The sequence below is a fragment of the Hymenobacter miniatus genome (assembly GCF_016427455.1).
GTDB classification, from domain to species: domain Bacteria; phylum Bacteroidota; class Bacteroidia; order Cytophagales; family Hymenobacteraceae; genus Hymenobacter; species Hymenobacter armeniacus.
Genome location: NZ_JAELXR010000001.1, coordinates 354,449 through 377,732, shown reverse-complemented (window position 1 = coordinate 377,732; position 23,284 = coordinate 354,449). Strand labels below are relative to the sequence as shown.

General features: G+C 61.4%; 22 protein-coding genes. 8 read left to right on the top strand and 14 right to left on the bottom strand.

Translation table 11 applies throughout. From position 1 onward, the window contains the following. Positions 1-3: 3 nt before the first annotated feature. Positions 4-1,299, bottom strand: coding sequence for a PAS domain-containing protein (locus JAO73_RS01685; RefSeq protein WP_198975431.1), 1,296 nt, complete (start codon positions 1,297-1,299; stop codon positions 4-6). Positions 1,300-1,458: 159 nt separating this feature from the next. Between JAO73_RS01685 and JAO73_RS01680 the strand changes: the two genes are divergently transcribed. Then, positions 1,459-1,878, top strand: coding sequence for a hypothetical protein (locus JAO73_RS01680; protein WP_198975430.1), 420 nt, complete (start codon positions 1,459-1,461; stop codon positions 1,876-1,878). A gap of 419 nt (positions 1,879-2,297) precedes the next feature. On the opposite strand, the gene JAO73_RS23305 is transcribed toward JAO73_RS01680, so the two are convergent. The 9 genes from JAO73_RS23305 to JAO73_RS01630 all read right to left on the bottom strand — a co-directional run bounded on the left by JAO73_RS23305 (position 2,298) and on the right by JAO73_RS01630 (position 11,049). After that, positions 2,298-2,654: a type IIL restriction-modification enzyme MmeI gene (locus JAO73_RS23305; protein WP_317191193.1), complete on the bottom strand. Its 357-nt coding sequence runs from the start codon at positions 2,652-2,654 to the stop codon at positions 2,298-2,300. Between the two features lie 425 nt (positions 2,655-3,079). After that, positions 3,080-5,434, bottom strand: a complete 2,355-nt coding sequence (locus JAO73_RS01665; protein ID WP_198975428.1) for a DEAD/DEAH box helicase family protein — start codon at positions 5,432-5,434, stop codon at positions 3,080-3,082. A gap of 9 nt (positions 5,435-5,443) precedes the next feature. Next, complete coding sequence (locus JAO73_RS01660; RefSeq protein ID WP_198975427.1) at positions 5,444-7,426, bottom strand: site-specific DNA-methyltransferase; 1,983 nt, start codon at positions 7,424-7,426, stop codon at positions 5,444-5,446. A gap of 160 nt (positions 7,427-7,586) precedes the next feature. Beyond that, a complete protein-coding gene (locus tag JAO73_RS01655; protein WP_198975426.1) occupies positions 7,587-8,315 on the bottom strand; it encodes a DNA adenine methylase in 729 nt (242 codons plus the stop codon). Next, complete coding sequence (locus JAO73_RS01650) at positions 8,308-8,703, bottom strand: VRR-NUC domain-containing protein (RefSeq protein WP_198975425.1); 396 nt, start codon at positions 8,701-8,703, stop codon at positions 8,308-8,310. The genes JAO73_RS01655 and JAO73_RS01650 overlap by 8 nt, the downstream gene beginning before the upstream one ends. Positions 8,704-8,709: 6 nt before the next feature. Then, positions 8,710-9,450, bottom strand: coding sequence for a hypothetical protein (locus JAO73_RS01645; RefSeq protein WP_198975424.1), 741 nt, complete (start codon positions 9,448-9,450; stop codon positions 8,710-8,712). Beyond that, positions 9,443-10,459, bottom strand: coding sequence for a hypothetical protein (locus JAO73_RS01640; protein WP_198975423.1), 1,017 nt, complete (start codon positions 10,457-10,459; stop codon positions 9,443-9,445). Before JAO73_RS01640 ends, JAO73_RS01645 begins: the two co-directional genes overlap by 8 nt. Before the next feature lie 11 nt (positions 10,460-10,470). Then, the gene (locus JAO73_RS01635; protein WP_198975422.1) at positions 10,471-10,764 is read right to left on the bottom strand and encodes a DNA-binding protein; all 294 of its coding nucleotides are present in this window, start codon (positions 10,762-10,764) and stop codon (positions 10,471-10,473) included. Between the two features lie 3 nt (positions 10,765-10,767). Continuing rightward, positions 10,768-11,049 (bottom strand): hypothetical protein, encoded by a 282-nt coding sequence (locus tag JAO73_RS01630; protein WP_198975421.1) that lies wholly within the window; start codon positions 11,047-11,049, stop codon positions 10,768-10,770. 99 nt (positions 11,050-11,148) lie between these two features. Between JAO73_RS01630 and JAO73_RS01625 the strand changes: the two genes are divergently transcribed. The 6 genes from JAO73_RS01625 to JAO73_RS01600 all read left to right on the top strand — a co-directional run bounded on the left by JAO73_RS01625 (position 11,149) and on the right by JAO73_RS01600 (position 19,614). Then, complete coding sequence (locus tag JAO73_RS01625) at positions 11,149-12,030, top strand: S24 family peptidase (RefSeq protein ID WP_198975420.1); 882 nt, start codon at positions 11,149-11,151, stop codon at positions 12,028-12,030. 274 nt (positions 12,031-12,304) lie between these two features. Beyond that, on the top strand, positions 12,305-13,651 hold the full coding sequence (locus tag JAO73_RS01620; RefSeq protein WP_198975419.1) for a sigma-54-dependent transcriptional regulator: 1,347 nt from the start codon (positions 12,305-12,307) through the stop codon (positions 13,649-13,651). 197 nt (positions 13,652-13,848) lie between these two features. Continuing rightward, a complete protein-coding gene (locus JAO73_RS01615) occupies positions 13,849-15,621 on the top strand; it encodes a HAMP domain-containing sensor histidine kinase (protein ID WP_198975418.1) in 1,773 nt (590 codons plus the stop codon). Positions 15,622-15,645: 24 nt separating this feature from the next. Then, positions 15,646-17,679: a KUP/HAK/KT family potassium transporter gene (locus JAO73_RS01610; RefSeq protein WP_198975417.1), complete on the top strand. Its 2,034-nt coding sequence runs from the start codon at positions 15,646-15,648 to the stop codon at positions 17,677-17,679. A gap of 51 nt (positions 17,680-17,730) precedes the next feature. Continuing rightward, positions 17,731-19,134 (top strand): outer membrane beta-barrel protein, encoded by a 1,404-nt coding sequence (locus tag JAO73_RS01605; RefSeq protein WP_198975416.1) that lies wholly within the window; start codon positions 17,731-17,733, stop codon positions 19,132-19,134. A 111-nt stretch (positions 19,135-19,245) separates the two neighbouring features. Next, positions 19,246-19,614: a hypothetical protein gene (locus tag JAO73_RS01600; protein WP_198975415.1), complete on the top strand. Its 369-nt coding sequence runs from the start codon at positions 19,246-19,248 to the stop codon at positions 19,612-19,614. Here the strand turns inward: JAO73_RS01600 and JAO73_RS01595 are convergent, their stop codons facing one another. Continuing rightward, the gene (locus tag JAO73_RS01595) at positions 19,615-20,316 is read right to left on the bottom strand and encodes a GAF domain-containing protein (protein ID WP_198975414.1); all 702 of its coding nucleotides are present in this window, start codon (positions 20,314-20,316) and stop codon (positions 19,615-19,617) included. A gap of 301 nt (positions 20,317-20,617) precedes the next feature. Between JAO73_RS01595 and JAO73_RS01590 the strand changes: the two genes are divergently transcribed. Then, complete coding sequence (locus tag JAO73_RS01590; protein ID WP_198975413.1) at positions 20,618-21,190, top strand: RNA polymerase sigma factor; 573 nt, start codon at positions 20,618-20,620, stop codon at positions 21,188-21,190. A gap of 26 nt (positions 21,191-21,216) precedes the next feature. Here the strand turns inward: JAO73_RS01590 and JAO73_RS01585 are convergent, their stop codons facing one another. From JAO73_RS01585 to JAO73_RS01575, 3 genes are read right to left on the bottom strand one after another with little or no spacing between them, the layout of a single operon-like run. After that, complete coding sequence (locus JAO73_RS01585; RefSeq protein ID WP_198975412.1) at positions 21,217-21,990, bottom strand: geranylgeranylglyceryl/heptaprenylglyceryl phosphate synthase; 774 nt, start codon at positions 21,988-21,990, stop codon at positions 21,217-21,219. Beyond that, positions 21,962-22,876: a hypothetical protein gene (locus JAO73_RS01580; protein ID WP_198975411.1), complete on the bottom strand. Its 915-nt coding sequence runs from the start codon at positions 22,874-22,876 to the stop codon at positions 21,962-21,964. Before JAO73_RS01580 ends, JAO73_RS01585 begins: the two co-directional genes overlap by 29 nt. Positions 22,877-22,882: 6 nt before the next feature. Next, positions 22,883-23,260 carry a phage holin family protein gene (locus JAO73_RS01575; protein ID WP_190926545.1) on the bottom strand — a complete coding sequence of 126 codons (378 nt, stop codon included), beginning with the start codon at positions 23,258-23,260 and terminating at the stop codon, positions 22,883-22,885. Between the last annotated feature and the right edge of the window lie 24 nt (positions 23,261-23,284).

Here is a 23,284-nt window from a genome sequence, read left to right as displayed (position 1 = left end):
AAATTACGCCGACGCGGCCGACGAGCGGGCCTCCAGGGCCTGGCGGGCGAGCACGAGGGCGGTGACGTCGTAGGCGAAGATGGAGAGGCCCACGGTCTGGCCGTTTTCGCGGAAGGGCTGGTAGGTGACGTCGAAGTAGCGCGGCTCGGGCGCTTGCCCGGGGCGCTGCAGCGCAATGGGCAGCTCGCGGCCGTGGAAGGGCTCGCCGGTGCGGTACACGCCGTCGAGCAGGGCCAGGAAGCCCTGGGCCTCGGCCTCGGGCACGGCCTCGGCGAGGCGGTGGCCGACGAGCGCGCGCCCGGGCAGGAACTCGGCGAAGCGGGGGTTGACGAATTCGAGCACGTGGTCGGGGCCTTTGCTGATGCCGATGACGGCCGGCACCTGGGTGAAGAGGGAGTAGAAGGTTTCGCGCTGGGCCTGCACCTGCTGGTGGGCCTGGTAGGCCTGCTCGGCGAGCACGCCCTGCTGCTCGCCGGCCTCTAACAATTCGCGGACCAGTTCTTTCTGCTCGTGGATGTCGAGGCTCACGCCCACGCGCAGCTGCACCCGGCCGTCGGGGCCGAGGCGCGGGGTGGTGCGGCCGAGCATCCAGCGGTAGTGGCCGTCGTGGCGGCGCAGGCGGAAGTCGTACTGCACCTCGCGCAGCTCGGCCACGCTCAGGTCGCGCTGGCGCAGCAGCACGGGCAGGTCGTCGGGGTGCACCAGCTCGGTCCAGCGCCCGTTGGTGAGCTCCTCCAGCGGGCGGCCGGTGAACTCGAGCCAGCGGGGGTTGAAGTACTCGGCTTGGCCGTCGGGGCGGGTGGTGGCCACGAGCACGGGCATGGTGTCGAGCACGAACTGGGCGTAGTGCTGGGCCTCGTCGCGCTCGCGCTGCAGGGTGGCCGCGCGCTCGGCGGCCTGCTTCTGCTCGGTCACGTCCTGGGGGCGCTGCAGGATGTAGAGCAGCCGGCCGTCGTCGTCGAGGATGGGGTAGTGGGTGAGCTCCCAATGGCGGACCACGAAGCCCCCGCCCTGCTCGGCGGGCCGTTCGAGGTCGTAGCGCAGGGCCTGGGTGTGGGGCTCCAGGTGGCGGCGCACGTGGTCCTGGGAGGCCTGCAGCTCGGCCTGCTGGCGGGGGTCGGGCACGGGGTAGGCCTCGAAGATGTGGCGGCCCGCCGACTCGGCTCGGGGGCGCAGCGAGACCTGCACGTGGGCGTCGGAGTTGTCGAGCACGGTGCCGTCGGGGGCGAGCAGCAGGTAGTTGTCGGGCAGGGCGCGGAACAGGCGCTGGTACTGAACGGGCAAAGCGGCGAGGGACATGGGGAGAAGCGGGCGGGAACAAAAAAGGCTTGTGGCGGGAACCGGGGCACTTGCTGCACCAAAAACGAAACCCTGGATGGGTAGAAAACGAAAGAGGAAGTTTTGGGTTTTGGTAACCAATTATTTTATTGTTCTGCGCCTGTTCCCTCCCGTTTATTCGTGGCCGACGCCCCCGCTTCCGCTTCCCTGTATTTTCACAACGCCCTGGGCCGGGTCGAGCTGGTCGACGACGCCTACGTGCGCATCGCCTGGCAGGCCGCGCCGATGGACAGCGCGGCGCTGCGGGCCGTGTACGAGCACGCGCTGCACCTGCTCAAGCGCACGGGCCTGACCAAAGTCCTGACCGACCACGGGCAGATGGCCCCGTTTCGGGCCGAAGACCGGGAGTGGATGACGCGCACCTGGGTGCCGCGGGCGGTGGCCGAGGCCGGCTACTCCCGCTGCGCCATTGTGGAATCGGCGCAGGCCTTCAACCGGCTGGGCACGCGGCACATGGTGCTGGAGTTGGGCACGAGCACGCTCGACGTGGCGTATTTTGGCGAGGCGGCGGCGGCCGACGCGTGGCTGCGGGCCGAGTGAGCGCTGGAATTGCTGAACAACCCGCGGCCGGGAATGCTTGTCTGCCGGTGCGCCCGCTTATTTTTTCCAACCAATGACGACGACTCCTACCCTGAACGAAGAACCCGCCATGCAGGCGGAAATTGCCGCGTTTGGCGCGGTGCTGGAACGGCAGGGGGTGCACGCGGCCCTGGGCTACCTGAACGGCCGCACGCCGCACCGCTACACGGGCGTGTACCGCTTCGACGGAGACACGCTGCGCAGCGAGGCCCTGTTTGACCGCAAACTGCCCGAGGTGCGGCAGGGCGCCGACGCGCCCCTGGCCGAAACGTACTGCTCGCTGGTGGGCCGCACGGAGGCGCTGGTGCAGATTCTGGACGCGGCCGCGGACCCGCAGGCACGGGGCATTGCGACGCCGGTGATTTCTTACTGCGGCGTGCTCATCCGCGACGGGCAGGGCAAGGCGTTCGGAACACTGTGCCACTACGATTTGCAGCGGTGCCAGGAGCGCACCACCGACCAGCCCCTGCTAGCAGCGGCGGCGCAACTGCTCTACCAGCGGCTGCGCCCGGCGGGGGCAAGCGAAACCGAATAGCGGGGCAAGGGGCTACCCGTCGCGGGTGGCGCGCATCAGGCCGGGCCTTGGGCGCGGCCCCGAGCTCGGGGGCGCTGAGTTGCTGGTAGAGGCCGAAGAGGAATTCGAGGCAGGCCAGCTCGGAGGGGAAGGGCTGGGGGCGGCAGCAGCGGTCGACGGCGCGGTCGAGGGCGGCGTGGGCGCAGGCCAGGGCCGGGGGCATGGTGGTGGGGTCGTAGAGGGCGGCGAGGGGTTCGCCGGGAAGGCGGCGCGGGCGGCCAGCACGGCCTCGGCGGCGTCGTGGTCGGGGCTGCTGCTGGGCAAGTTTGCGCGGCTGATGAAGGCGGCCGATGCGCGGGTGCATTGGGGCGGGGACTTTCCGGGGGACTTCAAGGACAGGCCGCATTTCGAGGTGCTGGGATAAGTCCGGGCCTCACGTTTTTTCACTCTTTACCCCTCTTTACTCATGAAACTCTGGCAAATACTCGTACACGCGGCCGTCAATGTGATTTTGCAGCTCGTGGATAAGAAGCGCGACCGGGCCGGTAAGTAGTTCAGGCCTAACACTATAAACAACGGGGCCGGCTGGCCGGGCGTGATGTCCGACTGGCTGGCCCCGTTGTTTAGCCTGACTTAGTTATTGCATGGCTACAACTTAGCTAGATATGCTACCAACTGGCTAGGATTATCAAAGTGCCTGCCTTTTGGCTGGCTTCCATCTCGCCAAATGAGGGTGCAGCCAGTTTTACCCATTCGCTTTGGTTGATAGTTAGGGGCCTCAACTGCATACTGACCCTCAACGACAAATGCAACACGTACTCGCTGTGACAGGTCGTGGATATCAGCCACGCCAAAGAGCTTGGTGGTCATGGCATCATTTAGAATATGCTTCCCCTTTGGGTCAATTGCCCAAATTCCTTTCTTACCTGCCCATAGTAAAAAGTCAGGATAGAATGCTGTTGTTCCTTCTCCTAAAATCGGAATAGGAATACCATACCCCCCATTCACTGGGTTACGGCACCATGTAAGTGCTAATTTATCAAGTGCCTCTGCTACCTCGGCTTCAAATGGGTTCAATCCGTTGTATTCACCATGAAGTGCATTGTCATACTGACGCACTGCATACTTAGCACGCTTAGCAGCGTCATCCGTTTTTAAATCGGGCGAAGACATTATAAACTCCTTGACCAAGTAAGGGTCGTCAGGCTCTGATTCTAAACGGAACTCGGCATTCAATAGCTGCTGCATCTGGGGCAGCCTATCATTCAGTTGACGCATGGCCTCTGAGCCGAACTGCATGCGCTGCTTCATCTTAGCATGCTCCTTCAAATTAGGAGAAAAACGGGTGTTTTCCTTTTTTACAAGCCGCCCGTCGATGCCAGCAAGCCGCTCAAACAGATATTTCCAAACAGGTACTTCAGCATTTTCCTCCCGCTTCTGCACTCTCTCAAGTTCGCCATCTTCTTTATTGCGGCTCACATCATACACTTTCGTTTTGATGCTGCCAGGAGCCTTTAAAGCATCAGGTGCAAATGACGGGATACTGTTCAGCACAATATTGTCAAGTGCTTCAAGGTCTTCTCCGAATGATTCTGCCACTCGTGGCAGCTCAACTTGTTTCTTAACAGGCACTGAGCGTGAACCGCCAGGACTAGCCTTGCTACTACGCAAGCTGATAATTTCGTATCCTTCGTTTTGCAACTCGTTTTGAGTGGCTTTGATTAAAGCTGTGAACTCTTCATCAGGAACGTTGAAGTAGAAATACGCCGAGTTAAGGTCACCATCCTCGAACGGTGTTGCATTAGGCTGCCGAACAAAACGACCTATTTTTTGGGCAATATCAGTTTCTGACTTACCAGAAGCATCAAGATAAGCCACGTAAGCCCAAGGCTCATCCCAACCCTCACGCAATGACAAGTTCCAGATAATATGCGTGTAGCCATTGCTGCGAAGCTGCTCAGGCGTGAGCTTCATCTTTTTAGTATCACGCAATTGTGACCAATCAGCGATTGGGCCAGCAGCTGCGATGTTGGCGTCGACGCTGGCCAAATGAACTGCTATTCGCTGGGGGTCCACTCCCAATTCTCTGGTAAGTGTAGCCCACACTTCTAGACCATCAAGTGTCTTGTTGACGATACCGCACCAAATTGGTCCCTCTTCCCCTTTGACTTTAGCACGCAACTCCCGCCATTTATCATTCGACTCATGAATGGCTTGTGCCCGAGTAGTGTCACAGTCGGTCAAGTACAACCGTGTTTTCAATAAGCCTGCCTCTACCACCTCGGGAGTTGGAACCACAACCGTCTGACGCGCCAACGCAGCACCTTTTTCTATCTCTGAATTACCAGGAAGTAGAGGAGCCAAGCCTTCGGGCAATGGCGAAGCTGATGCTAGAACAAAAGCACGAGGATGCAACTCAGTTAGTCGGTCAAATTGCTTTGCTGTAGTACCGTGCGCCTCATCGTACACCACATACAAGGGTCGATTGCGGCTATCTGGGCCATCCCCTCCTAACATAGACCAATAGCTAGTGCCATTGCGGTCTTTATGCAAATTTAGGCTTTCAGGGTTCTTGTCCTTGTCACGGTTAAAAAGCGCGGCAGTCCCAAGTAAGATTGTCAAACCCGATGTAGCAGTAAGCACGTCTGTCCAATCAAGAGCAGACATACTATTGAGGGCCTTTATCTGCGTGTCTTCTGGTAGAAGTCCGGCATAGCTTCCACCAGCACTTAGCTTCTCCTGGGTTTGCTCGATTACTGCGCCCCGATTGGTAGTCCACAGGATAATCGCATCTCCAAGTGTGGTGGCCAAAGCTGCCAGCATTGGGGTTTTTCCACTGCCGGTAATTGCTTTTAACCGGCAAATAAATGGGTATGGCTGGCCGGTTTCACCATCAAAGCGACGCGTAAAAGGGGCATTTGGATACGTTTGCAGCATGTGCGCCAGCTGGTCAGCAGCGCGAAGCTGAAAAGGCTTTAGGGTTTCACGGGTTAGGGAGAGCATATAACAAGCTTATTCTTCGTCTTCGTTGTCGCGGGCTTCATCTTCCAGCATGTTCAACCGTGCCAACAGTGAATCAGGAATTTGCTGGAAACGGTATAGCGTATCGTTAATAGGCGACACGTTGGCCACTGCATATATATACACCGGCCGGCTCACTCCAGCACGGCGTGCCTCCTCCATGATTTTAGAACGAATGTCCTTAGTTAGGTGAGCCACTTCGCCTTTTCTCTTTCCTTCCTCCCATACCAAAGCAATACCGAACCCCAAGCGTGTTTTGCCAATTAGATACTCATAGCCATCTACTCTGCAATCTTGGCGATTGGAGTCTTCCTCCACCAATTGCAGAATTATATCGGCCATATTTTCACGATTCGAGGCCATGATAGACTTCCGACTAACACTGCGTCGTGCTTCATAAAATGTGAAACCTCCAGGCAAAGCCGGGTGCTCCTTCCCGTCTGCCCAATGACCGGACATTAGCCGCCGGATACGCTCAGCCGTTAACCGGTCTGTGTACTCATCCCGCGGAATTTTGCGGTTCGTTGGGTCGCCATTCTCTACCATTATGAATCGGCGGTTCCCGCCGTCTTCAGCATTCATCGCTAGCACAGCGTGACCTGTGGTACCGCTACCACCGTAGGGGTCAAAAAATTTAGCATTGGGGTCGCGCCACGTAACCAGATTGAACAGTTCCGCTAGCACCTCTGAATCCTTCGGACTCGAAAACTCACCTTTTCCTAAGACGGCTTCCAACAATTGTACTGATGGCTGAGAAACACGCTGAATCACACTGGTTCGGACCTCCATGTCTTGTTCATGTAGGTACGTAATCAGGCTTGGTTTTTTCTTCTCGTCTTCCCCAAAGTGAATTCGTTTATCGTCAATCAACGCCTGCATATCTGCCGGATTCGGATAGCGCCAGCCACCGGAAGGTATGGTACATGGTTTTTGGGTAACTGGATGCAGAACTTCGTAACGAGCTCCGTTTTGTTCAGGCTTGTTCAAATTACCATCTGAACGATAGAGCCCACGGCCATCCACTTTTTTAAATCTGCTTTTTTTGGCAGGATGCTCGTCCGGAAGCCCTTTGAAATAGGCATCCATCTCAGCTTGAATTTTACCAATGTCCCCATGGTGTTTCAATTTTGCCTCCGCGTAAGCAGTTAGTATTTCTTCTGCTCCATCCTTCGGCTTGCGCCATTTTCCTTTTGAACCAGACCAGGCATCTGTTTGCGCCATGGCCTTCATCTTCTCGTCAAGCGCAGACTTGTCTTTTGCCCACACAAGCATGTACTCATGGCCTTCAGAAAAGTAGTTAGCGTCATTTTTGCGCGACCTTTCCCAAATGAGAGTAGCCAGACGGTTTCGCTCCTGGAACATCTCTTCCATCAACATCCACAGGCGCGGTAACTCGTGCTCATCGATGCTCACGATAATTACCCCTGTATCCTTGAGCAATTTTCGAGCAGCATACAGGCGCGGCGCCATGTGATTTATCCACTTAGTGTGGCGCGAGGGGTCATCCAAGGACACAATTTTCTCAACCCTACCAATTGCGTTGCGCAGTTGCTCTACCTCAGCTCTAGAAAAACGAAAATTGTCATTATAAGCGAAAGTGTCTTTGCCAGTGTTGTATGGCGGGTCCATATACACCACATCAATACCCGACTTCGGACCGCCGCGAAATTCACTCAGTAATGAACGCATCACTGAAAGGTTATCACCATCGATAATGCGGTGGTCGCCACCTACGCCTACTGGGTAGCTCTTCGCTTTGAGTTCTCTAATATTTACCGGGCGCACCGTTTCAGACAAGAATCGATTGCGCCCACGCCACATCAACATGGCATCATTTGCCCCCGTTTCGGATATATGACCGAAGGTGTCGCGCATTAGCTTTTCCTCTTGCAGCTCTTCCACCATTCGGATAAGCTCCTCTTTTTCGAGTGTTTGCAGGATAGGCAACGCAGATTGATTTTTAGATTTATTCATGCAACAAGTGTTGACAAAGCAGATTCAGGAGTTTCAAAGGTACACACAATGTGCAACTAAATATATTAGCTAAACAACAAAAAAAGCAACAAGAACAAGCGGCAGTAATCCTCGAAAAACTATATTAATTAGCATTTGCCAATTTTATTTGATTACCCATTCAATTATTAATCTGATTTACAATAACATTGGGCGTGACAATGATTAGCTGCTCCATGATGTGCTGCTGCTCATGAGGTGGCAATAAAGCCCATTTAGCCACCCACCGGGCGGCTTTGCGCTTGATGTATTCACGTTCGCGGTAGTTATTGCCGGCAAAGCGGGTGTCATGTAGAACTTCAGGTATGGGGTAGTTGTAGAAAAGCCACTCGGTGGCCGCTCCGTGGCGGGTTTGGCTTTGGAACTCGGTGCGGTTCCAGTGGCTGAGCTGCTGGGCGTAGCGTTCGTTGGGGTAGGTGCTCACCAGGCAGTCGACGCGGAGAAAACGGATGGCCGTTAGCAGTTCCTCGTGGTCGCGGTCGGTCATCTCGAAATGGTAGCGCAGCTGCTGGCTTTTGCGGCTGCCGAGTGGGTAGGGCGGGTCGCAATAGATGACGACCCGGCCGAGGTTGGGGCGCTTTAGCACGGTGGCCAGGAAGTCGAGGGCGGGCAGGTTGTAGAGGTCGAGGCGCGGGCCCAACTCGGCGTTGCGCCACTGGTCGATGATGTAGGGGTCGAGGTCGTTGGCGATGACCTGGGCGGGCCACTGGATTCGACGGGTCAGGGCACAGTTGCCGAGGAAGGGAATTATCAGGGTGTCGTGGGGCCGGACGTGGTTGATAATCTTCTGGTAGGTGCCGCTACTGCCCTTGCCGCCGTAGTAGGTGCTGATGGTAGGGAGCTTAATCATGGCGGTGCTGCAGGTGAAGGCCGCGGCTTTCGAATGACTGTTGGAACTGGGCAAAATCGTAGGCGACGAAGGCCAGGCCCTGGGCCCGCTTCAGCTCGTTGAGGAATTGCTTTTGGTCGTCGCGCAGGGTGTCGCGGCCAGCCTTCACTTCAACGCCGATGAACACGCCGTCGGCGTTGCGGAAGCCGATGATATCGGGGACGCCGCGGCGGCTTTGGGGGTTGACGCGCCAGCGGGCTTTGGCGGCGTCGTAAATGCCGGTGGTGTTTTGGCGCCAGACGGTGTAGCCGTGGTGGGTGAGGTAGGCCAGGATGGCGCCGGTGATGTCGGCGGCGTAGAGCTGGCCGAGGTCGAGGGGCAGCTGGTCGTGCTTTTTGGCGAGGGCCATGGTGCTTTAGGGGTTGGGGGAACGGTAGCGTTCCATGATTTTGCGGTTTTCCTGGCGGTGGCGCTTGTCGATTTGCTGCTGGGCCTCGGGGCTGGCTTTCCAGTCGGGGCGGTCTTTGCGCTGGGTGGCGGCGCGAGCCTCGGCGCGCTGCTGGGCGGCCTGCTCGGGGGTGATGAGGCCGCGGGACTCGCGGGCCTTGGTGATGGTGAGCTTTTGGCGCAAGCCTTCGGCGTTGGGGTGGTCGTCGGGAATCTGCTGGGCCACGTGTTCGAGCATCCGAGGGGCGGCGTCGCCCAACAGCTTCACGTCGGCGGCCTGCTGGCTGACGCCGGTGGCTTTCTGGTCGAGGTGGCGGTGTTCGAGGAAGGCGGCCTTGCGGTCGAAATACTCCTGGATAAGCCGGTAGAGGGTGCTCACGTCGAGCGACTGGTAGAACTTGGTGCCTTTGGTGCGGGCCTCCTTCAGCGCCAGAATTATGTCTTTCAGGCTGTCGTGGGTGTAGGTGCAGGCCAGCGTGTCGGCCAGCTCCAGAATGTCGGCCGCGTCGGGCTTGTCGGGCACGCGCAGCGAATCCACGAAGGCGCGCAGCACGACCACCAGCAGCTTGATAAGCACGGTTTCGCCTAAGCGGTGGCGCAGCTGGAACAGCTTGGGCGCGGCCACGGCCTGGGCCACGGTGAGGCCCACCGACACCTCGGCCAGCAGGGCGCGGGCCTCGGGGCTGGAGGTGCTGGCCAGCTCACGCATCGTACTTGGAGCGGTAGCCAGTTGCAGCAGGCCGTGTTCCGGCGTCGGGGGCAGGCTGGCCGGGGTGGTGGGGCTGGGTTCCGGGGGCGAGTTTGAGGCGGTTGTCAGCTGCATCGTTGAGCATGAATTTTTTGGAGGTGGCTACCCAATCGCGGCGCAGGGGCGGCAGGCCGGTTTTCTTGTCGCGCCAGTTGTCGATGAGCTGGTGATAGTGGCGCAGGTCGGCCAGGGCGTAATCAGTGCCGGCGAAGGCGGCGGTAAAGGCCTCGAAGTCGTAGATGGCCGCCTGGCGGAACGGCAGCTCGGGCAGCGGGCCGCGCCGGCGGGGCTCGTCGCGGGCGGCGGTGGCAGCTGCGCGGATGGTGTCGGCCTGTACCCCTTTTTTCTTTTGCGCAACGCCCCGCTTGATTCGCGGCGTCTTTTTTGGGGCTGCGCCTGGGGGCGGCTGGTCGGCATCGAGCACCTGCGCTTCTGAATGTCCTTCGCCCTGGAACCTCTCCCCTATTTTTTTTTGCGGAGCGGCGGCGCTGTTTTGCTGTACTGTTTTAACACTTCCTGTTTTATCATATAAGGAGTGTTCGGGCACTTCTGCCCCCGATAAACTGCCTACCGGGGGCACTTCTGCCCCAAGCGGTTCGGGCATTTCTGCCCCTGGTAGCCCGTTTTTACCGGGGGCACTTTTGCCCCTGGTAGCGGTTTTTACTTCGGGCACTTTTGCCCCCGATAAATCGGTGAGGTAGCAGCGGCTGGGCTGGTGGCGTGACTGGCTGGGCTGGTAGCGGAGCAGGGCCCACGCTTCGAGGTCGCGCAGGGTGGCGCGGTAGGTGCGTTCGTTGCCGATGTGCGCGGCCTGCATGGCGGCGGCGTGGTCGAGGTCGAGGCCGTGTTCAAAGAAGCCGGCGTTCCACGCGAAAAACAGGGCCCAATACAGGCTGACGTGGTGCGGCGTGGCCGCGGCGTTGCTGCTGAGCTGCTGGTGAGCGGCGCGGGTGTGTTGGATGTAATTCACCGGCTCGGTGACTAAGCCGCCAGGGCGGCGCGGTGGTAGCGACGGGGGTAGGCGTCGAGGACGGACCGGCGGAACCCCCAATCTTTTTCGTTGAGCCGGACGCCGGCAATGCGGCCGGCGCGGCGGGCGCGCAGCAGGGCCTCCGCGCACAGGCCGATGTACTCGGCCGCGGCTCTGGTGCTCAGCACTTCGTCGGGCTTGGCGGTGGTGGCCACGGCGCGGGCCTGCTCGGCTTCTTCCAGCTTCTCCAGGCGGCTCAGAACCTGCCGCCACTCCGGTTCGGGAATGATGACAACGGTTTGCATGGGCTACGCGGAGGCTAGTTTGGCGCGGCGGTCATCAATGCTACGGCGTTCGGCCTGGGCAGCCTCAATGGCATCGAGCAGGGCGGCGGCGATGGTGGGGTTGTTGCTGCCGTTGCGCTGGATGGTGCTGTAGATGGCCGAGGTGGTGTACTCGTGGCCGGCGTCCAGGAGCCGCTTGCGGGCGGCGGCTACCACGTTGGTGCGCTTGCCTAAGCTGGCAATGAGGGCGCGCAGGGTGACGCTTTTATCTTCTTGTGCGTCAATTTTGGTTGCGGTTAGTTGCATTTTGTTATGCGCTTAGTATATTTGTGCGTAATACTTCTGCAATTAACGCACATAAGTGCGCGAATTTGGCATAAAGTGTACGCTTTTTAGCGCATTATTATGGAACAAATTGAGCAGCAACGTGAAAAAGTTGCCCCTGCAGGCGTAGACACCGATACAGGCGGGCGCATCAAGCAAGTGCTTGACCATTACAAGCTGAGCACCTACGAGGCCAATGTCCGCCTCGGATATGGCCGTGCATCGAAGCTGTACAAGGTGCTGAAAAACGAGGTGCGGCCTAGCTATGACACCATTGTAAACTTTTTGGTCGCCTTTCCGGAGCTGTCGGCCGACTGGCTGCTGATGGGTACGGGGCCGATGCTGCGTGGCGCAACGGACGAGGCCAGGCCGGCTGCCTCGCTGCATCAGGTGGTGCGCGGGGACAAGGTGGTCGTGGTGACGGTGGACGACAAGGGCAACGAAAACACGGTGCTCGTGCCGATTCCGGCGCAAGCCGGGTACTCGCTGGCCCACAACGAGGCGGTGTACCTGCAGCAGTTTGGCACCTATAAAATTCCCGGCTTTGAGCGGGGCGAGTTCCGGGCCTTCGAGGTGGCAGGCGACAGCATGGCCCCGACCATCAATCACCGCGACGTGGTGGTGGCTACGCGGGTGGATGAGCTGCGGCTGTTGGAGCCGGGCGAGGTGTACGTGGTGGTCACGCCCGAATCGGTGATGCTGAAGCGCATCAAAAACCGGTTGCGGGCGAATGACAAGGAAGTGATGCTGCATTCCGACAACGCGCACCGGTCACCCTACGGATTGGAAACGCGCGACATCATCGAGCTGTGGCGCGTGCGGGGTTACGTCTCCAGCTATATCCCCAGCGCGCCCGATATCACCGTGGAACGGCTGTGGGAAGTAATCGAGCAACTGGGCTTCGACCGGGGCGAGGTTCGGAGGCACTTGATTGAAAGTAGCACCCCTGACGCTACCTCTTAAAGAACAGCACCCGCTTACCACCATGCAAGCGGTTGATTATATGCGTTTTACCGAGTGCTTCTTGGTGTTGGTGTGAGTCCAATAATCGGCTCACACATTCACACCCGGAAAACCGCTTCTCATGTTGTGAAAGCAGTTTTCCGGGTTTTTGCGTTTAAAACGCTGGGAGTTACGCCGCAAAACCAAGGCTTTGGGCACGGGAGGCTTTTGTGGGCCGCTCGGTGCCCTCCGTTGCGCGTATTTTGCCGGCCTTTCCCGGCGCTGCCCCTCCCCCATGCCCGACGGCACCATCCTGCTCATCGACGACGAAGCCAACCTGCGGCAGGTCATCTCGCGGGTGTTGGGCTTTGAAGGGTACACCGTGCTGCAGGCTCCCGATGCCCGGCGCGGCCTCGACGCCTTGCAGCAGCACGCCGCCGACATCCTGGTGGTTCTTTGCGACGTGAAGCTGCCCGACGCTCACGGCGTGGAGCTGTTGCCCCGCCTCAAAGCCCTGGCCCCCAGTGCCGAATTCATCCTGCTCACTGCCTACGGCACCATTGCCGACGGCGTGCAGGCCATGAAGAGCGGGGCCTTCGACTACCTCACCAAAGGCGACTCCGACGACCAGCTGCTGGTGGTGGTGGCGCGCGCGGCCGACAAAGCCCGGCTGCAGCGCCGCGTGGCCGACCTCGAAAAGCAGGTGGGCGCCCAGTACAGCTTCGCCTCCATGATTGGCCCGTCGGCCGCCCTTGCGCAGGCCAAGGCCCTGGCCGAGCGCGTGGCCCCCACCGAGGCCGCGGTGCTGCTGGAAGGGCCCACCGGCAGCGGCAAAGAGCTGTTTGCCCAAGCCATTCACCACGCCAGCCCGCGGCGCGCCAAGCCCTTTGTGGCCGTGAACTGCAGCGCCTTTCCCAAGGACCTGCTCGAATCGGAGCTGTTTGGGTACAAGAAAGGCGCTTTTACGGGGGCGCTGGCCGACAAGAAGGGCCTGTTTGAAGAGGCGCACGGTGGCACGTTGTTTCTGGACGAAATCGGCGAGCTCGACATCAACCTGCAAGCCAAGCTGCTGCGCGTGCTCGAAAGCCAAGAGTACACCAAGCTCGGGGCCACCACGCCCACCAAAGGCAACGTGCGCCTGGTGGCGGCGACCAACCGCAACCTGCGCCACGAGGCCGACCAGGGCCACTTCCGGGCCGATTTGTATTACCGCTTGTCGGTGTTTGTGGTGCCCGTGCCGCCGCTCAATGCCCGCCGCGACGACATTGAGCCCTTGGCCCGCCACTTCCTGCAGCTCTACGCCGCCAAGCTGCGCAAGCGCCTGCGCGGCATGGACGCCGACTTCCTGGCCCTGCTGCGCCACTACGATTGGCGCGGCAATGTGCGGGAGCTGAAAAACGTGCTGGAGCGCGCCGTCATCCTCGCCGACGAGGAGCTGCTCACCCCCGACACCCTGCCCGCCGAGTTTCAGCAGGCGCCGGCGGCCGACGAGGCGCCCGATAGCCGCTCCCTGCGTGCCCTAGAAAAACGCCAGATTCGGCAGGTGCTGCACGAAACCGCCGGCAACAAGACCGAAGCCGCCCGCGTGCTGGGCATCGGCCTGAAGACCCTCTACCGCAAGCTGCAGGAATACGGCCTGTAACCGGGCCGGCGGGCGCCCTTCACCCTATCGTTTTGACCTTCCACCGTGTCAAAATGATAGGGTGCCTCTGTTTCGGGGCCTTGGTATTTTTTAATCCAATCAAAATAACTTACTGATTTACAGGGTTTTGTCGCCTCAACACGAGTTATATTGGCACCTTGGCTTGTGGTTGGCAAAGCCCCTTTCATCTTCTGGTCATGAACATCAAAACCAAAATCACCCTCGGATTCCTGGCCGTGCTGGCGCTGCTGCTAGCCATGGGCACCTACGCCCACTACACCGTGCAGCGCCTCGACCGTAGCTCGCGCACCATTCTGCAGGACAACTTCTATTCGGTGCAGCTTGGCCAGGGCATGCTGCTGGCGCTGGACGCCGCCGAAGCGGACCCGAATGCGCCGCAGGGCTTGCCGCGTTTCCGGGAGCAGCTCCGCCGCGAGGCCGCCAACGTGACCGAGCCCGGCGAACAGCTTCTGGTCGACAGCCTGACGGCCGGCGTGGCCCGCTTTGCGGCACTGCCGGCGGCCGCCCGGCCCGCCGCCCTGGCCGGCCTGCGCCGCCTCACCCACGGCGTGGTGCAGCTCAACATGCAGGCCCTCACCCGCAAAAATGAGCAGGCCAACCACACCGCCGTCTGGGCCGGGCGCTACCTGCTGGTGTTCATCACCCTCAACTTGCTCCTGGCGCTGGGCCTGGCCCTGGGCGTGCCCGAAGCGGCCGTGGGCGGCCTGCGCAAGCTCTCGGCCAGCATCGAGCACGCGGCGCAGGGCAATTTCGCGGCCACCATTCCCGTCGAAAGCCGCGACGAGTTTGGGCAGGTGGCCGAAGCTTTCAACCGCCTGCTGGTGCACCTCAACGAGTTTCGCAACACCAACCTGGCGGAGGTGCTGACCGAGCGCCACCGCGTGGCCAGCATCGTCGAAACGCTCGACGAGGCGCTGCTGCTGCTCAACGAAGCCGGCGTGGTGCTGGTGGCCAACCCGCCGGCCTGCACCCTGCTGGGCCTGCCCCAGGCGCGGGTAGTGGGCCAGTCCGCCGAGCGGCTGGCTGCTCTTGCCCCCGTGATGGCCACCCTGCTGCCGCTGCTGCCGTCTTCGGGCGCCCGCCCGGCCGAGGCGCAGCCGCTCACGCTCACCCTGGGCGGCGAGGAGCGCCACTACCGCTTGTTGGTGCACCAGGCCGTGTCCTTCAACCCGGTGCGCGACCAAGTGGAGTTTGTGGGCACCATCGTGGCCCTGCACAACGTGTCGGAATTTAAGCGGCTCGACCAGGCCAAGTCCCACTTTCTGGCCACCGTTTCGCACGAGCTCAAGACGCCGCTTTCCACCATCAATTTCCACCTCAAGCTGCTGCAGGACCAGCGCGTGGGGACCCTCTCGCCCGAGCAGCAGGAGCTGGTGCTGGCCCTCAAGCAGGAAAGCCAGCGCCTGCTCAAGCTCACGGGCACCCTACTCGACGTGTCCCGGCTCGAATCGGGCGCCGTGCCGCTGCACCTGCAGCCCACCGCCCCGGCCGACCTGGTGGCGGCCGCCACCGCCCCGCTGCAGCTGCAGCTGGCCCCCAAGCGCCTAACCCTCGACGTGCACGTGCCCGCCGACCTGCCCCCGGTGCGCGCCGACCTGGAAAAAACCGCCTGGGTGCTGCTCAACCTGCTGGCCAACGCCGTGCGCTACTCACCCGAAGGCGGCCGCATTGCCCTGCGCGCGGCCCCCACACCCGACGGCCGCGCCGTGCAGGTGAGCGTGCAGGACCACGGCCCCGGCATCGCCCCCGAGCACCAGGAGCGCATCTTCCAGCGCTTTGTGCAAGTGCCCGACGCCAGCGGCGCGGCCCCGCGCGACGGCAGCGGCCTGGGGCTGAGCATCTCCCGCGACTTCATCGCCAGCCAGGGCGGCCAGCTGGGCGTGAGTAGCGCGCCCGGCGCTGGCAGCACCTTCTTTTTCACGTTGCCCCTTGCCACCGGCGCGGCCTGACGGCCCGCCACCATCTTCATTTTCATGGCTTCTCCCGCACTTTCCACTCCCAACATTCACGCCCGCCGCGTCACGGCGGCCGGGCTGCTGGTCACCCTCGGCATCATTTTCGGCGACATCGGTACCTCGCCGCTCTACGTGTTCAAGTCCATCCTCGGCGACCGGCCCATTGGCGAGCTGCTGGTGTACGGCGGCGTGTCGGCCGTGTTCTGGACGCTGACGCTGCAAACCAGCATCAAATACATCCTGCTCACCCTTGAAGCCGACAACCACGGCGAAGGCGGCATCTTCTCGCTGTATTCGCTGGTGCGCCGCCGCGGCAAGTGGCTGCTGTGGCCGGCCATCATCGGGGCGGGCACGCTGCTGGCCGACGGCATCATCACGCCGCCCATTTCGGTGTCGTCGGCCATCGAAGGCCTGAAAATCCTCGACCCAGGCCTCTCGCAAAGTACCATCATTGTGATTGTGCTGGCCATCATCACGTTGCTGTTTGGTTTTCAGCAGTTTGGCACCAAGGTAGTGGGGGCCTCGTTTGGGCCCATCATGCTGCTGTGGTTCAGCACCATTGGCACGCTGGGCTTTGTGCAGGTGCTGCACCACCCGGAGGTGCTCCGGGCCCTGAACCCCCTGTACGCCATCAAGCTGCTGACCGTATACCCTAAGGGTTTCTGGCTGCTCGGGGCCGTGTTTCTGTGCACCACGGGGGCCGAGGCGCTGTATTCGGACCTGGGCCACTGCGGCCGCCAGAACATTCGGGTATCGTGGCTATTCGTCAAGACGGCCCTGGTGCTGAACTACTTCGGCCAGGCGGCGTGGGCCATGCAGTTTGCGGGCAAGGCCCTGGATGGCGACCAAAACCCGTTCTTTCTCATTGCGCCGCAGTGGGCGCTGCTGCCGCTCATCCTGCTGGCCACGGCGGCCACCATCATTGCCTCGCAGGCCCTCATCTCGGGCTCTTACACGCTGATTTCGGAGGCGGTGAGTTTGAATTTCTGGCCCAAGGTGCGCATCCTGTTTCCGACGGACCAGCGCGGGCAGATTTACGTGCCCAGCATCAACTGGATGCTGTGGGCCGGCTGCGTGGCCGTGCAGCTCTGGTTCCAGACCAGCAGCAACATGGAAGCGGCCTACGGCTTCAGCATCACGGTGGCCATGCTCATGACGAGCCTGCTGCTCTCGCAGTACCTGCGCGGCGTGCGGCACTGGGCCCTGCCGGTGGTGGGCGGCATCATGCTGGTGTTTCTGACAGTGGAGCTGTCGTTCCTCATCGCCAACATCACCAAGCTCCTCAACCGACTCGGCATCCTCGTCTTCGAGTGGGCCCTGATTCTGGGCATGTGGGTGGGCTACAAGGGCCGCCAAATCAAGAACCGCTACCTCGACATGACCGAGTGGGCCGAGCACCTGCCCATTCTGCAGGAGCTCAGCCAAGACGCCACCGTGAGCAAGTACGCCTCCAACCTGGTGTACCTCACGCGCAGTAAAAATGCCCGGCAGATTGAGTCGCGCATTCTCTACTCCATCCTGCGCAAAAAGCCCAAGCGTGCCGACCGGTACTGGTTTCTGAACATCTCGCTGCTCAACGAGCCCTTCGGCATGCACTACACCCTCGAAACGCTGGTGCCCGACGTGGCCTACAAAATCAATTTCCGGCTGGGCTTCCGCGTGCAGCCGCGCATCAATTTGCTGTTTCGCCGGGTGCTGGAAGACATGGGCGCCCAGGGCGAAATCGACATCACCTCGCGCTACGCCACTTTGCAAAAGCACCATTTGCCCGGCGATTTCCGCTTCGTGGTACTCGACAAAATCCTGAGCTACGACAACCAGCTGTCTTTCTTCGAACGCTTCGTGCTCAACGGCTACTTCTTTTTCAACAAGCTCGCCATCAGCGACCAGCAAGCTTTCGGCCTCGACACCAGCGACGTGGTGGTCGAAAACGTGCCCCTGACCATTCAGCCCTACCGCCAGTTGGAACTGCGGCGCGTGCCCGCCGAAAGCGCCGCCGACCCGGTGCCGGCCAGCGCCTTGGCCGCCGAGCAATTGGTATTCAACGTGTAGCCCACCGGGTTCACCGGTTCCTGCTGCAGGCTCACCCACCCCACTTTTTTCATGAACATTCTGTTTCTGCGCCCGCGGCAAAGCGGGCTGCCCGTCGCCCTGCTGCTTGCCCTCAGCCTGCCGGCCGGCGCCCAATCGACCGAACCGGCGGCCCAGAAGTCGGCTCCGGCCGCTGATTCTGGCACGGCCAAAGTACCTTTTGCGGGCCTGGACCTCACGTGGGTGAATGGCCAGAACCGCCAGCGCGATTTTCCGCTCCAGTTCAAAGACGCCGCCGGCGAAACGGTGCTGACCGGTACCGTGCTGCTCGACAGCTACTTCAACTACAATTTCGCCCGGCCCCTCGACCACACCCAAACCATTTCGGCCACCACCGGCCGGGCCCAGGAGTTCTCCCTGAACCTGGCCTCGGCGGGCATCGAGACCACCTACAAGAACGTCATCGGCCGGCTCTGGGTCCAGACCGGCTCGATGCTCCACGTGGTGCAGGAAACCGATGGCTCGGTGCTGCGCGGCCGTAACACCGGCACCGGCAACCTCAAGTTCATCCGCGAAGCTGCGGCCGGATATCATTTCAACAAAGCCTATGGGCTGAACGTGGAGCTGGGCATTTTCATGAGCTACATCGGCCTGGAGAGCTACGTGCTGCAGGAAAACTGGAGCTACCAGCGCAGCCTGGTGTGCGACTTCACGCCTTTTTACTTCCAGGGCGCCCGGGTGCAGTTTTATCCCAGTCGCCGCCTCAAAACCGAGCTCTGGCTGATGAACGGCTGGCAGACCTACAACAGCTTCAACCGCCGGCCGGCGGTGGGCCAGTCCACTTACTTCCGCCCCAGCGAGAACCTGCAAGTGGCGGCCAACTTCTACTACGGCAACGACTCGCGGCCCGCGCCCGATTCCGCCGCCATTGGCGCCCGGGCCTACCCCAACGTGGTGCGCTTTCACCACGACCATTCCGTGGTGGCCCGCTACTACCACAAGCCCCGCACCGGCTCCTTGCGGGGCATCACGCAGGCCGCTTTCAGCCTGAACAACCACTTCGGCTTCCAGAGCGGCGACGGGCTGCGGGCCCGCGACAATTTCATGCTGGGCTCCTCGCTGGCGCACCGGCTGTGGTTTGCCCAAAACACGCTCGCCTTCACCACCCGCGTGGGTTTCGTGAAGAACCCTTCGCGCTACCTCAGCTTCAGCCCGTCGGCGGTGGGCTTCACGGACGCCGACGCGAGCCGGCTCACGGCCAAAGAAGCCACCCTTACGCTCGATTTTATGCCTTCCGACTTTGTCACGTTTCGCGCGGAGTACCTGCACCGCTCCGCCAACGTGCCCTACTTCGCCGGGCCCGGCGGCACCACCTCGCCGTCGGGCTACGCCGACCAGCCCCTGCCCGCCGGCTGGCAGCCCGACCTGCGCACGTACGAGAACCGCGCCATTTTCTCGCTCAACGTGCGCCTGTAAGTGCCTATTCCCGCGCAAATACAAAGCTCCTGGCTACGGCTGGGCCTTCTCAGCCTGGGCTGGCTCGGGGCGCTGGGCGCGCTGCTAGGCTGCTTTCCCTGGCTCCGCGCCGTGCCGGGAGCCGCTGGGCTGGGCGGCCTTTCCGCCGTAGCGGTGGCCGGGCTGACGCTGCGCTTTGCCGTTCGAATCAGCGTTTCCAACGGGCTGGTGGCTATTTGCTACCCCTACCGGCTGCCTCGCAAAACCTATTTGCTCCTGGCCGAGGAAATACGCTCGTGGCGGGTGGAGCGTGGCGTTCCCACCGCGCTGCTTTTCTATCTGGACGAGCGCCGCTGCATTCGCCTGCCCTGCTGTGGCCTGCCCCCGGCGGCCCTTGCCCGCCTGAAAAACCAGCTGGCAGGCAACGTGAAAATTTGCCCTGCCGTTTGTCAAGCGTCATCGCCTCAAAACGACGGCGGCAAGCCCCAAAAACCCAAATAATTACTCTTGCAACCCCAAGTGCAGCTTCCGCAAGCCCTGCTGCAGAAGCTCGAGCACGGCGGCCGGTGTGGGCACCACGGCACCATGGGGCGGCAGCAGTTCCAAGACGTGGCGGCTGAGCGCCGCCAAGCCCGTGCGGAGACGGCCGCAAATCACGGCCCATTCTTCGGGACCTAATTCTGGCGTTTCAAGACAAAGATGTCGCACGCTCAGCGCCACGCTGAACACGTTGGCCAGGGCTTCGAGGGCTTCGGCCTCGGTCTGGCTGAAAGTGCGCGGCTGCGGGCCCATCAGGCACAGCACGCCAATGTGGTAGCCGTCGGGCATGCGCAGGGGCGCCGCGGCGTAAAACCCATTACCCCGAGCTACCGCGGCTCCAATGGCGGGCGCATCGGCCCCGGTAAGGGCCGCGGCAGCCAGGTTTTCATAGGCCACCACCCCCGGCGCCAGGATGGCCGACGAGCACAATGCTTGGTCGCGAGGCACCGACGGCATGCAATTCGCGCCGTGGCGCACCGGAAAAAGCACCTCGTTGGCATCGACGAGGGCCACGAAAGAAGTAGGCTGGCCAAATACCTGCGCAGCCAATGCTACCAGCGCGTAAAAAACGTCATCGGGCGGCGTCGACAGAAAATTGTAATGACGCAGGGACTGCAGGCGCTCGGCCTCGTAGGGAGGCACCAAAGAAGATGGAGCAGACATGAACACAAAAGCGGGCAAGCCAATACATTAAGAAAAAGGCGTAAGCCCGGGCATTCGAAAGTTACACAACAAGTGCGGGCTCCCGCGCATTGCCTGCGTCGCTCAACTGACCGGGCCCGCTACACGGGGATTCCTGTCCAAAGCCAAAATATTCACAACAATACATCCATGCCACTGGTTTTCAAATGCTAAAGCTTGACGCAGAGTCGCTGCGGCCCAACCTCGGGACGGCAGTGCGCGTACTTAGTTGCGGTGCTGTGGCCCCGTTCCTTTTGCCTATTGCTTTCTCTACTATTTCTGAATGGCTATCTCAGTGGCACCGCTTGCGTTGCTGAACGAAACGGAGTTGGTGCGCCGCCTGCAGGCCCGCGACGAGCAGGCGCTGGGCTGCGTGCAACGGGCCTACGGCAAGCAGCTGCTCACGGTGATAGTGCGGCTGGTGCGCGACGAAGCCCTGGCCCAGGACATTCTGCAAGAGGGAATGCTCAAGATTTGGCAGGGCATTGCCAGCTACCAGCCGGAGCGAGGCCGCTTTTTTACCTGGATGGTGCGCGTGTGCTGCAACCATGCCATCGACTCCCTCCGCAATCCCCGCCATCGGTTCAACAACCGCAACCGGCCCTTGGAAGCCAGCGCTGTCTGCCACGTGGAGGCCACGGCTACCTTCAACCCTGAGCATATTGGTTTGCGTGAGCTCACACTGGAGCTCAAGCCCCGCCAGCGCGAGGTCATTGATTTGCTGTATTTTGGCGGCTGCACCCAATCGGAAGCCGCTCAGCAACTAGGCATTCCGGTGGCCACCGTGAAAACGCGCGCCCGCGCTGCGCTGGTGGCGCTCACGGTGTTGGCCCGCAGTGCTCATTACCGGCGTTAGGCAAGGGTTGGCCTCTTAAACGCGGGCTAGGCCGTGGCCACCACGCGGTTGAAAGAAGCCACCACGCCCGCCACTTCGCCCAAAAAATCGGGGTTGGCTTCGATGTGGTTGCCCACCACCACCACGTCGGCCCCGGCGGCCAGCGCGGCGTACACTTTCTCGCCCGTGTTCAGCCCGCCGCCCACGATGATGGGCGTGCTCACGGCTTCGCGCACGGCCGCAATCATGGCGGCCGAGACGGGGTGCTGGGCGCCGCTGCCCCCGTCGAGGTACATCAGCTTCAGGCCCAGCTGCTCGCCGGCCAGGGCCGTGCAGGCCGCAATGCCGGGCTTGTCGTGCGGCAGCGGCGTGGTGCCGCTCATGTACGAAGCCGTGGTTTGCCGGCCCGAGTCGACCAGCATGTAGCCGGTGGGCAGCAGCTGCAGGCCGCTGGCCCGCAGGCGCGGCGCGGCCACCACGTGCTGGCCGATGAGAAAATCGGGGTTGCGGCCCGAAATCAGCGAGAGCAGCAGCACGCCGTCGGCGGGGCCGTCGAGGTGCAGGCTGTGGCTGGGAAAGAGCAGCACCGGCACGGTGGAGTGCTGCTTAATCAACGCAATGAGGGCAGCCTGGTGCTCGCTCAGCACCAGACTGCCCCCCACGAAAAAGTAATCGACCGGGTGCACCGCGCTCAAGCGCAGCAGGTGCAACATGCTGTTTTCGTCTAAGTTATCGGGGTCGAGCAGCACGGCCAGCGCCTTGCGGCCGTGCTGCTGACGGGTCCGCAACGCATCATAAAGACTGGGAGTGGGTGGACGCATCCGGGGAATCTAGGGGGACAGACGAGGCGGCGGGGGCAAACCCCGTTTCGGCGGGCGCGTAGCCCGCGGAAGTCGCAAGGTCGGAAGTAGCGTCCGAATTTTTGGTGGACGGCAGAAACTCGCTCACCTTTTTCGACACCAGGGCCAGGGCCACGGCGGCCACTTGGCCCACCAGCACCTTGCCCGTGTCGGACTTCAGAAACGACTGGAGCACGTCGGCCACGAAGCGCGTGCGGCCATTGGCGCGGTTGGGCGCCAGGGCGGCCGCGTCGTCGAAGGCGTGCGAGGCGGGCAGGCGGCGGCTGTCGTCATAGGGCAGGTCCTGGAAAGGGTCGTCCTCAAATTCTTCGGTGTCGCGGAACGAGCCCTGCTGGCCGCTGGCGTTGGCATCGGTAGCCGACGGCTTGCCGCCAAAGCCGAGGTCGTCGGCCTCGTGGCTTTGCTCGGGCTCGTCCTGCTCCACAAATGCGCGGGCCGAATCGGCGGCCGACTTGCGGTAAACCTTGCTCTTGTAGCGCTTGCCGTTGCCGGCGGTGTAGTAGCCGCGGCCGGTTTCGTCCTCGGGGTCGTACGCGTCGCCGTCCCGGTCAAACTCGTGGGTGTCGAAGCCGTTGTGGTAGCCGTGGCTTTCGGCGCCGCGGTAGTCGTAGTCGCCTTCTTCCTCCACGTAAGGGTTGTGCTTCTTTTTCTTTTTGCCGCCAAAGGCTTTGGTGATGAGCCAGATGCCGCCGGCCAGGCCCGCGCCCACGGCCGCAATTTTGCCCACTTTCACCGACTGGTCCTTGATGTGGTCCACGTCGCCGCGCAGGGCGCGCTCGTACTCCAGCTTTTTGCGTTCGAGAAATTCTTTTTCTTCGTCAAACAGGGGATTTTGCAGGTCACTCATAGCAGGCTAGGCTTGGCGTTTGTCGGATTTGTAAATGGTGTCTTTCATCACCTTGTTGGCAAGGCCCTGGAAGGCGGCTTTGTCGACGCCCACCAGCACCAGCACCAGCAGCACCAGGTAGAAGCCGGCCACGATGCCGAAGCCCCAGAACTCGCTGTCGAGGGCCGAGTTGAGGGCCAGTCCGGCAAACACGCTCAGAAAAATCAAAAAGAAAATGCCCAGCACGGCCAGCATCACGCCGTGAATGGTGCCCACCAGGGCCGTGGAAACTTTCTGCTGGATTTCGAGGCGCACCAGGTCGATGCGCGTGTCGAGGTAGCCGGTCAGGTTGCCAATCAGGCTGTCGTTGCGAGGGGTTTTGGAGGTGTCGTCGTCGGTGACCATACGGCGCGAAAATGGAGTGGCAAG

Coding starts and splice junctions, on each gene's coding strand:
- JAO73_RS01685 (WP_198975431.1), bottom strand. CDS start 1,299: ATGTCCCTCGCCGCTTTGCCCGTTCAGTACCAGCGCCTGTTCCGCGCC.
- JAO73_RS23305 (WP_317191193.1), bottom strand. CDS start 2,654: ATGCCCCCGGCCCTGGCCTGCGCCCACGCCGCCCTCGACCGCGCCGTC.
- JAO73_RS01665 (WP_198975428.1), bottom strand. CDS start 5,434: ATGCTCTCCCTAACCCGTGAAACCCTAAAGCCTTTTCAGCTTCGCGCT.
- JAO73_RS01660 (WP_198975427.1), bottom strand. CDS start 7,426: ATGAATAAATCTAAAAATCAATCTGCGTTGCCTATCCTGCAAACACTC.
- JAO73_RS01655 (WP_198975426.1), bottom strand. CDS start 8,315: ATGATTAAGCTCCCTACCATCAGCACCTACTACGGCGGCAAGGGCAGT.
- JAO73_RS01650 (WP_198975425.1), bottom strand. CDS start 8,703: ATGGCCCTCGCCAAAAAGCACGACCAGCTGCCCCTCGACCTCGGCCAG.
- JAO73_RS01645 (WP_198975424.1), bottom strand. CDS start 9,450: ATGCGTGAGCTGGCCAGCACCTCCAGCCCCGAGGCCCGCGCCCTGCTG.
- JAO73_RS01635 (WP_198975422.1), bottom strand. CDS start 10,764: ATGCAAACCGTTGTCATCATTCCCGAACCGGAGTGGCGGCAGGTTCTG.
- JAO73_RS01630 (WP_198975421.1), bottom strand. CDS start 11,049: ATGCAACTAACCGCAACCAAAATTGACGCACAAGAAGATAAAAGCGTC.
- JAO73_RS01625 (WP_198975420.1), top strand. CDS start 11,149: ATGGAACAAATTGAGCAGCAACGTGAAAAAGTTGCCCCTGCAGGCGTA.
- JAO73_RS01620 (WP_198975419.1), top strand. CDS start 12,305: ATGCCCGACGGCACCATCCTGCTCATCGACGACGAAGCCAACCTGCGG.
- JAO73_RS01615 (WP_198975418.1), top strand. CDS start 13,849: ATGAACATCAAAACCAAAATCACCCTCGGATTCCTGGCCGTGCTGGCG.
- JAO73_RS01610 (WP_198975417.1), top strand. CDS start 15,646: ATGGCTTCTCCCGCACTTTCCACTCCCAACATTCACGCCCGCCGCGTC.
- JAO73_RS01605 (WP_198975416.1), top strand. CDS start 17,731: ATGAACATTCTGTTTCTGCGCCCGCGGCAAAGCGGGCTGCCCGTCGCC.
- JAO73_RS01595 (WP_198975414.1), bottom strand. CDS start 20,316: ATGTCTGCTCCATCTTCTTTGGTGCCTCCCTACGAGGCCGAGCGCCTG.
- JAO73_RS01590 (WP_198975413.1), top strand. CDS start 20,618: ATGGCTATCTCAGTGGCACCGCTTGCGTTGCTGAACGAAACGGAGTTG.
- JAO73_RS01585 (WP_198975412.1), bottom strand. CDS start 21,990: ATGCGTCCACCCACTCCCAGTCTTTATGATGCGTTGCGGACCCGTCAG.
- JAO73_RS01580 (WP_198975411.1), bottom strand. CDS start 22,876: ATGAGTGACCTGCAAAATCCCCTGTTTGACGAAGAAAAAGAATTTCTC.
- JAO73_RS01575 (WP_190926545.1), bottom strand. CDS start 23,260: ATGGTCACCGACGACGACACCTCCAAAACCCCTCGCAACGACAGCCTG.